The organism is Sulfitobacter sp. M39 (assembly GCF_021735935.1).
GTDB lineage: Bacteria > Pseudomonadota > Alphaproteobacteria > Rhodobacterales > Rhodobacteraceae > Sulfitobacter.
Window position 1 is genome coordinate 1,039,734 of the sequence record NZ_WMDZ01000001.1, and the last position, 14,478, is coordinate 1,054,211.

Sequence of the window (14,478 nt, forward strand, 5' to 3'; positions counted from 1 at the left end):
GCGCAAGGGGCGCTGGCCGATGGACGCGCCTATGGCGGGGCGCAGGAGTATTTGAAAAAGGGTGAAGCGGAAGACGCCCCCGCCTGATCCCGAGGGGTGTGGGGGCGTCTTCACCCTTTGCGGTCATCGGCTCTCCAGCCTGTACCGCGGGGTGACCATGGCGCGAAATACCTAAGCGAAAGTTAATTCACCCTTTCAAAAATACTCAGCTGCGCAGCGATTGCCACGTCTAGCGCCGTTTGAGGGGGATATTATCCGGCGCGGGTGTGATCTGTGCGAGGCCGGAGGCTTCCATCAACCGCGCGGATTCCTCGGCCAGCAGACGCTCTTCCGCCTGCCCCTTAACCGGCACACGGCCCATTTCAAGAAACAGCGGTGCGGACAGCGGGCTGACGCGGTCGAGGATACGGTGGTCTATCCGGCCCTTGATACGATGCAGCATTTCCTCGATCCGGCCAAAGTCGACCAGCCCGCGCAGGGCCTCTTCGCGGGTGATGTCGAGCAGGAGGTGATCGGGCTCGTATTTCTGCAAAGTGTCATACAGGATATCGGAGCTGAAGGTCGCCTGCCGGCCAGACTTACGGGCTTGGGGGGTGTTCCGTTCGATCAGCCCCGCGATCGTGGCGGCGGCGCGAAACGTGCGTTTCATCACCGCATTGCCGGCCAGCCAATGGTCCAACCCGTCATGCAGGGCTGTGGCATCAACGAGCGGGGCGGGGTCATCGACCGGATCCAGCCCCCAGATCAGGGTGGCATAATCGGTGGCGACGAAGCCCAGGGGGTTAAGGCCCAGTTCCTCCATCCGTTTTGTCAGCAGCAGCCCGAGCGTTTGCTGCGCGTTGCGACCGGCGAAGCCGTAGAAGACCGTTTGGGCGCGGCCCTCATGGGGGAAGCTTTCGATCAGCAGTCGGCCCGGTTGCGGCAGTTGGCTGACTTCGCGTTGCAGGGTCAGCCATTCAGCCGTGTGGCGCGGCAGCTCGGGCCAGCTGTCTTGGGTGAACATGCGTTGCACGCGGGCGGAGAGCTGGGTCGAGGTGGCGAATTTGGTGCCCATGAACGTGGCGACGCGTGGTTTCTTGGCGACGGAACGGCTGACCTCTACGGTCATTTCCCGCAGCCCTTCGTATTTGACGATCTGGCCGCCGATCAGAAAGGTGTCGCCCGCGCTGAGCGAGGCGGCGAAACCTTCCTCGATCTCGCCCAAAGGGGCACCGCCGCGGTTGCGTTTCATGCGGACTTTCAGCGTGTCCGTATCCTGAATGGTACCGATGTTCATACGGATACGCTGGCTGCTGCGAGGGTCGCGCAGGTGCCATTTGCCGTTGGTACACATCAGACGTTGCCATCTGTCGTAGGCGCGCAGCGCGTAGCCGCCTGTGGCACAGAAATCAAGGCAGGCGTCAAAGGCGGCGCGGCTGAGGCTGGCATAGGCCCCGGCAGAGGTCACCTCGGCATACATCGCATCGGCGTCGAAGGGGCCGGCGCAGGCGGTGATCAGGATATGCTGGCATAATACATCGCGTGGGCCGGGGCCGCGTGGGTCGCCGTCAAGCTCTCCGGCCAATACGGCGTCGAGGGCGGCGACACATTCGACCACCTCGAACCGGTTTGCGGGCACCAGCAGCGCTTTGGAGGGCGCGTTATAGCGGTGGTTGGCCCGCCCGATGCGCTGGACCAGTCGTTTGACATTCTTCGGCGCACCGATCTGGATCACGAGATCGACATCGCCCCAGTCGATCCCCAGATCGAGGCTGCCGGTACAGACAATCGCGCGCAGATCACCGCGCACCATCGCGGCTTCGACCCGTTCGCGTTGCTGCCGATCGAGCGACCCGTGGTGGATGCCGATGGGCAGGCTATCTTCGTTGGCGAGCCAGAGATTGTGAAAGAAAACCTCGGCCTGGGCGCGGGTGTTGTGGAAGATCAGGGTGGTTTTATGCTGGCGTACCTGGTCGAGCACCGCCGGAATCGCATAGGCAGCCCCATTGCCGGACCACGGCGGGGCCGCGTCCGTGCGCAGCATCCGGATGTCGGGCGGCGGGCCGGGATCGGCCAGCAGGATCGGGCAGGGGTCGGGGTGGCGTGCCATAAAGTGGGCGATGGCTGCGGGGTCTTCGACGGTGGCTGACAGGCCCACCCGTTTCAGCCCCGGGCACAGACGTTGCAGCCGCGCCAGCGCCAGCATCAGCTGGTCGCCCCGTTTGCTGTCGGCCAGCGCGTGGATCTCGTCGATCACGACACGTTTGAGCCCTTTGAACATGCGCGGCGCATCCTCGTAGGAGGTCAGCAGCGCAAGGCTTTCGGGGGTGGTCAGCAGGATATGGGGCGGGTCGGCGCGTTGCCGGCGTTTGCGCGTTTGCGAGGTGTCGCCGGTGCGGTCCTCAATCCGGATGGGGAGGCTCATTTCGGTCACCGGGGTGGTGAGGTTGCGCTTGATATCCGCGGCCAGCGCCTTGAGCGGCGAGATATAGAGCGTGTGCATGCCGTCGTGATCGCCTTCGGCCAGATCGACAAGCGTGGGCAGAAAACCAGACAGCGTCTTGCCGCCCCCCGTCGGCGCGATCAACAGCAGCGCGGGCGCGTCGGCGCGTTCCAGCATGTCTTGCTGGTGGGGGTGGATGGACCAGCCTTTGGTCGCGAACCAGTCGGAGAATTTCGGGGGCAGGGTCTGCATGGATTGCAAGATAGGCTGTTTGCACGCGGGGGCCAGCCCCCGCACCCCCGGAGTTTATCTGGCAAAATGAAGCGGATGCCCGCGCCGGTTTCGCGCGCGGTGCTACCTGACGATGGTTTCATCCTCGACGAACATATTGGCCCAAGCGCGGTCGATCAAATCAGGGCGCATCTGATGCGGGATACCTTCGAAATCGCAGATAGAGATCATCTGGTCGATCAGGAAGATCGGCTGATAGTTGGCGAACACATTGTTGATCGTGGGGTATTTTGTTTTCAGCAAATGGATCAGCGTCGCCTCGTCCAGTTTGACGTTTCGCTTCTTTGCGACCATGGCAAAGATCTTGAGGAAGTTTTCCTGATTGGGTCCGTCGATCTTGATCTTGAAGAAGATCCGGCGCAGGGCGGCCTGGTCGAAGATCTCATTGGGGTGGAAGTTGGTGGAGAAGACCACCAGCGTGTCGAAGGGAACTTCGAACTTCTCGCCGGATTGCAGGGCGAGGATGTCCTTGTTTTCTTCCAGCGGCACGATCCAGCGGTTGACCAGCGCCTGTGGCGATTCTGCCTGTCGGCCAAGGTCGTCGACGATGAAGATGCCGCCGGTGGATTTCAGCTGCAGCGGGGCTTGATAGGTCCGTGCGGTGGGGTTGTAGACCAGATCAAGCATATCGAGCGTCAGCTCGCCCCCGGTGATCACTGTGGGGCGTTCGCATTTGACATAGCGGGTGTCAAAGCGCGTCACCCGGCGCAGGGATGTCGGGTCTTGTTTTTCTTCGGAAATGGCGGTGTGCACGATGGGGTCATAGACCGTGATCACCTGACCGGCGTATTCAATCGCGCGGGGGACATAGATCCGGTCGCCAAGCGCATCGCGAATGCCGTTGGAGATGCTTGATTTGCCATTGCCGGGGGGGCCGTACATCAGGATGGAGCGACCGGCCGTCACGGCTGGGCCAAGGTTGCCGATCAGCTCGGACGGGAGCACCAGATGGCCCATTGCCGCTTCGAGCTTTGCGCGGGTGATTTGCATGTTGCGCACGGACTGGCGTTTGATCTGTTCGCGGTAGACATCAAGCGGCACGGGCATCGGCCCGAAGTATTCCGATTGCGCCAAGGCATCCAGCGCGCGGGCCTTGCCCAGATCGGTCAGCTGGTAGCCCATTTCATTGCCGTTATTCGCGTTGAGCGTGCCCGTCGCTTCGAGAAGGCGTTGTTCGCGCGCGAGATCCACCAGTTCCTGCGTGACCTGAAGCGGCAGGCAGATCGCCGCTGCGAGCTCGCTGACCATGGTGACGTTCTTGCGGAACATCGTTTTGATCATGATGTCGCGCATCATCACCACGGGCAGCTTCATCTCTTGGATGGTGCGCGGCGGAGGAGGGGCCATGACGGCGCTGGTTTGCATATTCATGAAGGCTTCTTTCATGGGAAACGGGCGTGCCCCAAGGCGTAGCGGTTGAATATGGCGAAATCAGGCCCCGAAGTAGGCGCCGAGCATTAAATATGCGGCAAGTACAGTTCCAAGGGCGAGGCCCATGGGGAACTTCTTGGCTTCGTGCCAGCTGACCCATTGCGGGGCAAGCTTGCGCAGGGGGGAATATTTGGCGGCACGGTGAATGATATAGGCGGCAACCAGGGTCGCCATGAACAGCGCCATGACAAAGCGCACATCCCCGAGCGCGATAAAGGGCGTGGCGGCGGCGATAAACTTCGCATCCCCCGCGCCCATCAACCCGCCTGCGTTCATGAAGATGCCCACCACAAGCGCCACCACCATCGCCAGCAGGTGCCAGAGGTAGCTGTCAAAGGGCAGGGCAATCGGGCCGATCAGCACAAACACGGCGGCCAATGCGATCACCGTGACATTGGTGATCCGCATAAAGGCCAGATCGGTGTAGATCGTATAGGCGCAAAGGGGCAGCGCGAAGGGGAGGAACCACAGCGCTGCGTAGCTGGTGATCTCCACGCGTTAGCCTGCGTTTTCCAGCGCGCGCAGCGACCGAACGGCGGCCTCGAAGTGCTGCGGGTGGGTGCTGATGGCGTCGCGCAGCAGCCCTTTACCGGTTTCAACGTCGCCCTTCTTGATCGCGGAGAGGGCAAGGGTGTGCAGTAGTTGCGCGCGCTCGGTCTGGTCCATCTCGATCGGGGGGAGGCTGTATTCACGTTGTGCGCCACGGGCGAGGATCAGGTTGTTCTTGGCGGTAAACAGCGTCGAATCCTGTTTCACGGCCTCGCCGAAAAGGCGTTCGGCAGCCTGATAGTCGCCGCGCGTCAGTTTAGAGTAGCCCCAGTTGTTCATGACCGAACCGGGCTTGGTGGTCAGACCAATGGCGATCTCGTAAAAACTGTCGGCCTTGTCCCATTCCTGCTTGCTGTCAGCGACGATCGCCTCAAGCCGGTAGCGGTTGTAGGTTTCATGGGTGGGCGGGACGGAATCCAGCGTCTTTTCCGCCTTGGCCCAATCGCCCGCGCGGATCAGCGCGTCGGCGTAATCAACCTTGTCATCGGCGGTGGCATCTTTGGAAGCGGCAACTTTGCCCCAGACAGAGGCGGCCTCTTGGTTGCGCTTGGCGCGGATCAGGGATTTGCCCAAGCTGCGCTGGATGTCGATGCGGTCGGGGTTTTCCTGCGCGGTGCGGGTGAAATAGCTGACCGCCTCGTTCGGGTCGGCCACTGTCAGCATCACATCGTTGAGGTTGCTTTCATCCACGACGTTCACGTCCTGGAAGGCGCGGGTGACGGTATCCTCGCCGGATTTCTTGCCGCAGCCTGCTACTGCGACGACGCCTGCAATGCAGGCGGCCAATAGGATAGGGTGGCGCATTTTTGCGTCCTTTTACTGCTCTGCCTCGTTATGATGCTGGCCGAACCAGATAGTCGCCCGAGCCGCGCCGCACCAATTTATAACTGTCTTCTTGATCCGGGATCGTAACAGAGTTTTCCGATTTTGCGAGTGCTAAGCGCAAATTGTCACGGATTGCGTCACTTTCGCCATTATCGAGCGCATAGGCCTTGCGAAAGGTCAGCTGGGCTTCGGCGAGTTTGCCGCGCTCCATCAACACAACGCCGAGATTATTCCAGACCTCGGGATGGGCTGCGTCCTTTTCTACAGCGTCGCGCAGCAGCTTTTCCGCCTGACCCAATCGCCCCAGCCCAAGGTTGGCGCTGCCCAGTCCCGACAGGATTTCGGCGTCCAACTGGGAGGCGAGCGCGGCACGGTTGAAGGCGCGGATGGCCAGTTCGTATTCACCCGCGCGCATGAGACGGTGGGCGACCTCTACCCCGTCTTCGGCGTCCTTGCGGGTGTTGACACCGGGGGCAAAGGGGTTGTCAGGGCTGGCGCGCTTGCCCCCAAACGCGGAAAGACCGCCTGCAGAGCAAGCGGCCAATCCAGCGATCAGGGTCATACTAAGCGCGAGCCTAAAGGGTAACGCGCGCTTGGGAATGTGGATCATGCAGAGCCTTACTGACCTAGTTTGGTAATGTTCATCACCGATGGCGCGACCAGAATGATCAGCAGCGGAGGAACGGTCAGCATCATTGTGGCAAGTGTCATCTTGGTTGGCAACTTGTTTGCGGCTTCTTCCGCGCGCATCACGCGTTTGTCGCGCATCTCGGCGGCATAGACCCGCAGCGCGTCGGCGATGGATGTCCCGAAGGCGGCGGATTGTACCAGCACCGTCACAAAGGACGACACATCTTGCACGCCGCAGCGTTCGCCCATGGCGTTCAGCACGCTGACCTTGTCTTTACCGGCCTTCATCTCATAGGCGACGATTTCGAACTCTTCCGCCAGCGCAGGGTAGGAGGCGCGCAATTCGCGGGCCACGCGGACGATACATTGATCAAGCGACTGGCCGGCTTCGACGCAGACGAGCATCATGTCCAGCGCATCGGGGAAACCGCGTGTGATCTCCTCTTTCCGCTCGGCGACGCGGCGGGTCACCCAATAGCGGGGCAGGAAATATCCGATGCCGCCGGGGCCCACGGTATACAGCATCATCTTGTTGGTGGTCATGCCTTCGCCGCCGCCAAGGAAGTTGATGTAGACGGTGCCGATCACAAGCCCGGCAATACCAAGCGCCATCTGGGCGAAGTGAAAGAACCGTACCGCATCGCGCGAGCTATAGCCCGCCTGACGGAGCAGCAGCGCCTTGGCGCTTAGCTCTTCCACGTCTTCGGGTTCAAGGAACTTGGCGAATTTTTGCAGCTTCTCGTTGCGGTCCGACTGGCGCAGGCGCTGTTGCTTGCCTGCATCGGCAGCCTCGGTCTGGCTACGTTTGAGCTTGGCCAAAGGGTCTTCGGGCTGGCGCAGGATCATGACAAGCGTTGCGCCCACCATGGTCAGGCCCAATGCGCCCAGAATGGCGATCCAGCCCATGGGGCCAAGTGCGGTGTCGAGTGAGTTGAGGAAATTCACAGTGAGGCCCCCTTAGACTTTGATATCGGTCAGCTTGCGCATGACGATGAGGTTAAGCGACAGGAACAGGACAACCGCGATACAGCCGGGGATGAACAGCGGATGGGTCATGACTTCGTCATAGTAATGCGGGTCACCGAGTTTGATCACGATCAGCGCGACAACGGGGAAGGCTGACAGAAACTTGCCCGACCATTTCGCTTCAGCCGTGATGGCGCGCACGCGGCGGAACAGACGGAAGCGGGCGCGAATGACTTTGGCCAGCCCTGCAAGGATTTCGGCAAGGTTACCGCCCGATTGCTGCTGGATGGTCACAGCCACGGCGAGGAAGCGCAAATCCTGCATATCAAGCCGTTCGGCCATATCCTTCAGCGCCTCGCCAATGTCGCGGCCATAGGCGGTTTCATCGGCGATCACGCCGAATTCCGACGCCAGCGGGTCCTGGATTTCCTTGGACACGATAGAGATCGCGCTGGTGAAAGGGTGGCCCACGCGCAGCGACCGCACCATAAGTTCCACCGCGTCAGGCAGCTGCTCTTCGATCATGTCCATACGCTTTTTCGCTTTGGACGAGATCCAGAAAAATACGGCCCCGACACCGATCCCGACAGAGATCAGGATACGCACGGGCACTTCGGTATTGGTGCCGATGGTCAGCCCCAGAAAGGCGACGACCGAGAGGCCGGCCATGATCATGATCAGCTGTTTCGGCGCAAAGGCGATCGCGGCCTTTTGTGCTTTCTCGGCGAGCAGGGAATAGACCGGAATGGATTTGTTATCCATGTGCTGCTGCATTTCCTTGCGCAGCTTGTCCAGAACCTCTTCGCGGCCCGCGCCTTTTTCCAGCATTTCAAGCCGGCGGTTGACCTTGCTGTTGAGGCTGATGGATTTACCGAAAGCGACCAGATACAGCCCTTCGACCAGCACAAGGACACCGACGAAGATCAGGCCATAGATAATGGGTTCTGCACTCATGATTGATAATCCTTACTTGACCACAACGGGTTCATAGATCGACGATGGCAGGTCATAGCCCCACATCTTGAAACGTTCAGAGAAGTGGCTGCGCACGCCGGTGCCGGTGAAGTGGCCGATGATCTTGTTTTCGGGCGTCAGGCCGACGCGCTGGAAACGGAAGATTTCCTGCATAGAGATCACGTCGCCCTCCATGCCAGTGATTTCGGTGATCGAGGTCATGCGGCGCGACCCGTCCTGCAAGCGCGACGCCTGTACGATCAGGTTCACAGCCGACGAAATCTGGCTGCGGACCGCTTTGAGCGGCATTTCGATACCGGCCATGGCGATCATGTTTTCCAGACGGCTGACACCATCGCGGGCAGAGTTGGCGTGGATCGTGGTCATCGACCCATCGTGGCCGGTGTTCATGGCTTGCAGCATGTCGATCACTTCCTCGCCGCGCGTCTCGCCGACGATGATCCGGTCAGGACGCATCCGCAGGGCGTTTTTCAGACAGTCGCGCGGGGATACCTCGCCCTTGCCTTCAACGTTGGGCGGGCGGCTTTCCATGCGGCCCACGTGGGTCTGTTGCAGCTGAAGTTCGGCGGTGTCTTCGATAGTCAGGATACGTTCATCGTTGGCAATAAACGATGACAGCGCGTTCAGCGTGGTGGTTTTACCAGAGCCCGTACCGCCCGAGACGATGATATTCAGACGGGTGGCCACGGCGGCTTGCAGATAGGCGGCCATCTCTTCCGAGAAGGCCCCAAAGCTTACCAGATCATCAATGCCCAGTTTGTCTTTCTTAAACTTACGAATGGAGACAAGGCTGCCGTCCACGGCAATCGGCGGGACCATAGCGTTGAAACGCGAGCCGTCTTTCAAGCGCGCATCGACATAAGGGTTGCTTTCATCGACGCGACGGCCAACGGCGGAAACGATCTTGTCGATGATCCGCAGCAAGTGCTTTTCGTCTTTGAAGGTCACGTCGGTCAGCTGCAGTTTACCCGCGCGTTCAACAAAGATCTGTTGCGGGCCATTAACCAGAATATCGTTGACGCTGTCGTCTTTCAGCAGCGTTTCCAGCGGGCCAAGTCCAGTCACCTCGTCATACAGTTCCGAGTTCAGTTGAACGCGATCCTCGCGGTTCAACACGATGGATTTCTCGGCCAGAATCTCGGTCGAGATTTCGTTGATCTCGCTGCGCAGATCCTGTTCCGAGGCGTGTTCAAGGGCGGCGAGGTTCAGGTTCTCAAGCAGGGCACGGTGCAGCTCGAGCTTGATGTCGCTCATGCGTTGCTTGCGCTTCACGTCGCGATCCTGCGGGGCGGCGGTTGCGGCCTGGGCCACGCGGCGCATGCTGGAAGGCTTGGGCGCGACCGCTTCTTCGGGCTGTTGCTGGGGCGCGGGAGCTTTCGCCTTTGGGGCGGGGGTGGCTACGGCAACGTCACCTGGCTTTTTATACTTCGAGAACATCTGAATACTCTTTCTAAATTATCTGGCGCTTGGGCCGGATCAGGCGGCTTTGGCTTCGTCAGCCTTGAGGTCGTGGATAGAAGACGCGAGCTTTGCGATCTCGCGGCGTAGCGGGTTTTTGGCGGCAGTATTGGCGAGCGGCAGACCGTGGTCGTTGGCCTGCGTCACCTGCTTGCCGCCATCAGGCAGCTGCACGTCGATGGAAATACCAAGGCTTTCTGCCATCCGTTTGACCCGCGCTTTGGCGTTAAGGTCGGTAAATTTCGGCGCGCGGTTCATGACATAGCGCAGCTTTTCGACCGGCAGCTCTTCGGATTGCAGCGCGCGTTTGAAACGCAGGGCGTTTTGGGCGCAGCGCATATCCAGTTCGAGCATGGCAAAATAGACATGCGCATTGCTCAGCACGGTTTCGGTCCATTGCACCAGCGTCGACGGCATATCGACAACAACGTAGTCGAACTGGTTGCGCGCCATATCCAGAATCCGCGTCACATCTTCCGAGGTGATCAGATCAAGCGGCAGCATGTCAGCGGGGGCGGTCAGCACCTGAAGCGTGTCTTCATAGGTCAGTAACGCCTGACCAAAGCTTTCCTCGTCCATCTCGTCTGTCTCGATCAGCATGTCATAGACAACTTCGCGGCGCGGCAGGTCCAGATAGGTCGCCACGGCCCCGAACTGCAGATCGAGATCCAGCAGGCAGACCTTTGGCGGGTTCTTTTTGTCGGAGGTCGCCAGTTCCCACGCCAGATTAACGGCCATGCTGGTCGCACCGGTGCCACCGGCCAACCCATGTACCACGATCACAGCGCCGTCTTTATCGGCACCGGGTTTCAGCTTGGGCCCTGCCTCGACGTGTTCGGCTGTGGGCTCGGGCCCTGCGCGCAGACGTTCGATGGTCGCCGCCAATTCGCCTTCGGGCAGCGGGTAGGGGACGAATTCATCCGCACCCTGACGCAACAGGGAATGGAGCGAGGCCGGAGACATGTCTTCGGCGATCAGGATTACTTTGATATGACGGGATTTCGCCTGCGAGATGATTTCGGACATCATCGGCAGGTTCTCTTCGTCCTCGGAATCAAGCGCGAGTGCAATCAGCTCGAGCGTCGCCGCTTCGGGCTGGCTGAAAAAAGCGAGGCTTTCAGAAAAGCCGAGATCACCCCAGGCTTCGCCCAAAGCTGATTCCATATCCTCGATCAGCAGGTCAAAGTTCTGTACATCACGGCTGACAGTGCAGGCGATGATCTGTGGTGCGTCAATCTGTGGCATACTGCTGCTCATACCTAAACTTCCCCTTCTACTCTTTGGGGCGCGGCAAGGGCTGATCGGGCGTCGCCCTGTTCTCTGCCTTGCGGTCCCCTGCGTCAGACCACGGTGGCCGGGCGCAACTGTCCTATTGCAGTGAATATCCCTGCCAAGTTGGGCAAGATTGGGGCTAAATAGTTTCTATTGTTTGGTCTTTTGAAACGATCCGCAGTGATTTGCCGTATTGAAACGCAAAAGGCCCGACCGTCAGCGACGATCAGGCCCTTCTCGAGGTATCTGTTATCCGGTTATTCCGTCGCTGTACCAGTAGCAGCGGCACCGCCCGTTAGCTGAGTCGGTGGCACGGCGCTGGCAACGTAATCGCGATAGATGATCTGCGCGTATTTGCCGTCCAGAACGGTGGGATGACGCCCGACAAAGCCGCTGACTTCGGTCACTGTGCGACGGTTCGCCCGTGCACGGCCCTGTGTCACGATCAACGGCTGTGTTTCGCCAAAGGAAACAACGGCCTCAAGACGGCTGCGGCTGATGCCTTGTGTTGACAGATACGCAACAACGGATTGTGCTCGGCGCAGACCCAACGCTTTGTTGTAGCTGTTTGATCCGACGGCATCGGTATGGCCATACACGCGGAAGCGGACCTCGGGGAACTGGCGGATCCATCCCGCTTGGCGCCGCAGCACAGCCTGCGCGGCCCCGTCCAGCTGGGCCGAGTTAAAGGCAAAGGTCACCGTGGATTCGACTTCGCCGGCAAAGCGGTTGGCCAGATCGAAGGTGTACTGGCGTTCGCCTGTCATCACCAAACGGTTGTTCAGCGTGGCGTTTCCAAAGGTGCCTAGATCGGTCAGGGATCCTGCTTCGCGGTGGAACTGGGTGTAGACCGGATCAGGGCTGCTGGCACAGCCTGCCACGGTCATCGCCAATGCGGCGCATAACCCGGTGATTTTGCCTGTCGAAGGGATCGCTGATGTCATCTGATCAATCCAATACATAGCCATATGACCCGCTAAAGTCCTGCTTGGCAACCTCGCCAGCCGCCCCTTTGGTGGGCGCTGTGCTGCCTTTGGACGTGCGACCTGACAGGAACAATTCGCTTTCCGTGGGCGGTTTGATCCGGTCGGTGGGCAGGGCCAATGCCTCGCCACGGGTGGGGGTCACGAGGTGGGCGGTGATGATGATCACCAGCTCGGACTGGCTGCGCTGATAGTTCGCGCTGCGGAACAACGCGCCCAATACAGGCACATCGCCGATCCAGGGCAACTGGCTGGAGTTATCGGTAAAATCGTCGGTCAGCAGGCCCGCGATCGCAAAGCTTTCGCCGTCGCGCATTTCAACCGTGGTCGAGGTTTCGCGGCGGGTGAAGGCCGAGATGTCGAAACCATTGCCCAAGGACACGCTGTTGCTGGCGTCAATCGCCGACACAGCGGCTTTGAGTTCGAGGTTGATCAGGTCTTTATCCACGACACGGGGGATAAAGCTCATCTCTACGCCGAAGGGTTTGTACTGCACCGAAATCTGGTCGCCGGTCTGGGCGACAGGCACGGGGTATTCGCCACCGGCAAGGAACGTCGCCTCTTGCCCGGACAGCGCGACGAGGTTCGGTTCGGCAAGGAAGCGTACGGCACCCTTCTGCTCTAGGGCTTCAAGCAGCAGCCCGACTTGGGTGGACCCTGCGTTAAAGCCGAACAGTAACGCGCCTGCGTTGCTGTTGGACGCAGGTGTCGTGCCGCCAAGAGAGTTTGCAATCGCGGCCGATGTGTTCGTTGTATTTGTGCCGCCGTTGATCGCAAGATCGTTGCCCACCAACCCGTTCAACGCGAGCGACGCGCTCAGGGATTTGGAGACAGATCGGCTCATCTCGGCAAAGCGGACTTTCATCATCACCTGCTGGATGCCACCGACGCTCATCAGGTTGGAGACGCGTTCTGGCGCGTAGCGTTCGGCCAGATCAAGGGCGCGCTGCAGGCGTTGGGTCGATGACACGATGCCCGATAGGACGATACCGTCGTTGGCCGTGCGCACTTCGATCTTTTCGCCGGGCAGGATCTGCCGCAGGCGTTCTTTGAATTCAGAGACATCCGCCGCAACGCGCACATCCACGTTGGTGATCAGCTGACCGGCCGCATCCAGCAGGGTCAGCGTGGTCAGGCCAGGGGATTTGCCCAGCACATAGATGGTGCGATCGGAGAGGGATGAAATATCGGCGATCCCCGGGTTGGCGATGCTAAGCTCGGCAAAGGGGATGTCGCTTTCAACCACAACCGCGCGGTTCATCGGGACTTCCAACACACGGTTGGTGCCCTTCTTGACCACGCGGAGCGTGTTGGCCTGCGCGTCGATCGGCGCAGTCAATGCAAATGGCATCGCGCCAATGGTCAGTCCCAATAGGGCTGCTTTAATAAACTTATCGATTTTCATGTGACCTGCCTTTGTGATCACGCCTCAAAATAGGGTCTTTGCGCCCGCCGTTTGCGACACTGTGCGGTCCTTTGCGTTTTTTTGCAAGAATCAATGACAGGGGGGGGCGGGTATATGTGGATTAACAGCAACATATCCGAAATGGCAAAACGCCGCGCAAAGTGATGCGCGGCGTTGCTGAGGTCCGTATTTGCCCTGCCTGACAAGCAGATCAGTTGGTGCAGGGGATCGGGATTTCGACCACTTCGGCACCACGGCGGGTCCGGATGGTGCAGACTTTTTCGGTAGTCGTTTCGACTTTGATCGTCTCTTCTGTCAGGCCCAGCAAGCGGCGCTGGTCGACTTCGATCTCGGCGGCGACGGTGTCATCCTCTGCCCCGACGAGCGAGAGGGACAAGTCACCCGTCGATTGCGCCTGTGCCAATGCGGCAACTTGATAGGGCTGAACTGCTACAGTCACAGTATTCGCAATGGCCGCTTCGCTGCGTTCACCGCCGGCGCTTTGGTCGATCGCGATGATCTTGACGCCTGCCTCGATCAGTTTGGTCACGTCTCCGGTGTCGGCGCGGTCGTTGCCGCCTCGGTTGATGCGGCCGGTCCAGTAGACATCGACACGGTCACCGGGGCGCAGGAAGCCCGAGACGCCGCTTGATACATCGACGCGGATCGCGAAAGCACGGCTGCCCCGTTCCAGCTGCGAGGTGAGGCCGGTATCGGCACCGGGTTCGGTCACCTTCACCGCCATAATGGCTTCGTCTTTTTCCATCGCACGCAGCACGACACGCAGGTCATCGCTGTTTTCGGGGAAAAGCGCTGCGTCTTCGATAAACGTGCCTTCGGGGATCGCATTTTCAGGCCAGTTCACCTGCCGCACATCTTCGCGGGTCAGGCGCTGCCCGTACTTCAGCGGCCCGTTGGCCACATATACACCAACCGTTGGCACAATCTGTGCCAAAGCCTCTTGGGCCTGTTGGTTGGCGCGTTGATATTCACTGATGCGGCCCTTTGCTAGATACACAGCACCACCTGCCAAAGCGATACCGGCGAGCAGGACCAGTCCAAAAACCATCCGCATGTTACTTACCTCTCTTGAGTGTGTGCCGGTCCCAGGACACGGCGCGAAACTTATACCAATGGATAGGCGGTGATTGTGTTCAGACTATGGATAATCCGCGACCAAGCTGGGTCATTATGGGGGGCTTGGGTTAGATGTCGCCCGGCGTCTGGGTCATCACCCTGTCTGCTAGATCCACAGTTCCGGAAGTCATGCT

The 14,478-nt window shown here is 59.9% G+C and carries 12 protein-coding genes; all 12 read right to left on the minus strand.

Going from position 1 to position 14,478, the window contains the following annotated elements:
* Positions 1-229 precede the first annotated feature (229 nt).
* Entirely contained in the window at positions 230-2,674 is a 2,445-nt protein-coding gene (locus tag GLP43_RS05075) for a ligase-associated DNA damage response DEXH box helicase (protein ID WP_237279919.1), read from the minus strand.
* A gap of 102 nt (positions 2,675-2,776) precedes the next feature.
* Positions 2,777-4,084, minus strand: a complete 1,308-nt coding sequence (locus GLP43_RS05080; protein WP_237278443.1) for an ATPase — start codon at positions 4,082-4,084, stop codon at positions 2,777-2,779.
* Between the two features lie 60 nt (positions 4,085-4,144).
* Positions 4,145-4,639: a prepilin peptidase gene (locus GLP43_RS05085; protein WP_037965056.1), complete on the minus strand. Its 495-nt coding sequence runs from the start codon at positions 4,637-4,639 to the stop codon at positions 4,145-4,147.
* A 3-nt stretch (positions 4,640-4,642) separates the two neighbouring features.
* Complete coding sequence (locus GLP43_RS05090) at positions 4,643-5,497, minus strand: tetratricopeptide repeat protein (RefSeq protein ID WP_037943332.1); 855 nt, start codon at positions 5,495-5,497, stop codon at positions 4,643-4,645.
* A 28-nt stretch (positions 5,498-5,525) separates the two neighbouring features.
* Positions 5,526-6,080, minus strand: a complete 555-nt coding sequence (locus GLP43_RS05095; RefSeq protein ID WP_237278444.1) for a tetratricopeptide repeat protein — start codon at positions 6,078-6,080, stop codon at positions 5,526-5,528.
* A 56-nt stretch (positions 6,081-6,136) separates the two neighbouring features.
* Complete coding sequence (locus GLP43_RS05100; protein WP_373276849.1) at positions 6,137-7,093, minus strand: type II secretion system F family protein; 957 nt, start codon at positions 7,091-7,093, stop codon at positions 6,137-6,139.
* Between the two features lie 12 nt (positions 7,094-7,105).
* Entirely contained in the window at positions 7,106-8,068 is a 963-nt protein-coding gene (locus GLP43_RS05105) for a type II secretion system F family protein (RefSeq protein WP_237278445.1), read from the minus strand.
* Between the two features lie 12 nt (positions 8,069-8,080).
* Entirely contained in the window at positions 8,081-9,526 is a 1,446-nt protein-coding gene (locus tag GLP43_RS05110) for a CpaF family protein (protein WP_237278446.1), read from the minus strand.
* Between the two features lie 39 nt (positions 9,527-9,565).
* On the minus strand, positions 9,566-10,804 hold the full coding sequence (locus tag GLP43_RS05115) for an AAA family ATPase (RefSeq protein WP_237278447.1): 1,239 nt from the start codon (positions 10,802-10,804) through the stop codon (positions 9,566-9,568).
* Positions 10,805-11,076: 272 nt separating this feature from the next.
* On the minus strand, positions 11,077-11,781 hold the full coding sequence (locus tag GLP43_RS05120; protein ID WP_074635842.1) for an OmpA family protein: 705 nt from the start codon (positions 11,779-11,781) through the stop codon (positions 11,077-11,079).
* Positions 11,768-13,207: a type II and III secretion system protein family protein gene (locus GLP43_RS05125; protein ID WP_237278448.1), complete on the minus strand. Its 1,440-nt coding sequence runs from the start codon at positions 13,205-13,207 to the stop codon at positions 11,768-11,770. Before GLP43_RS05125 ends, GLP43_RS05120 begins: the two co-directional genes overlap by 14 nt.
* Before the next feature lie 211 nt (positions 13,208-13,418).
* Entirely contained in the window at positions 13,419-14,282 is an 864-nt protein-coding gene (gene cpaB / locus GLP43_RS05130; RefSeq protein ID WP_237278449.1) for a Flp pilus assembly protein CpaB, read from the minus strand.
* Positions 14,283-14,478 lie beyond the last annotated feature (196 nt).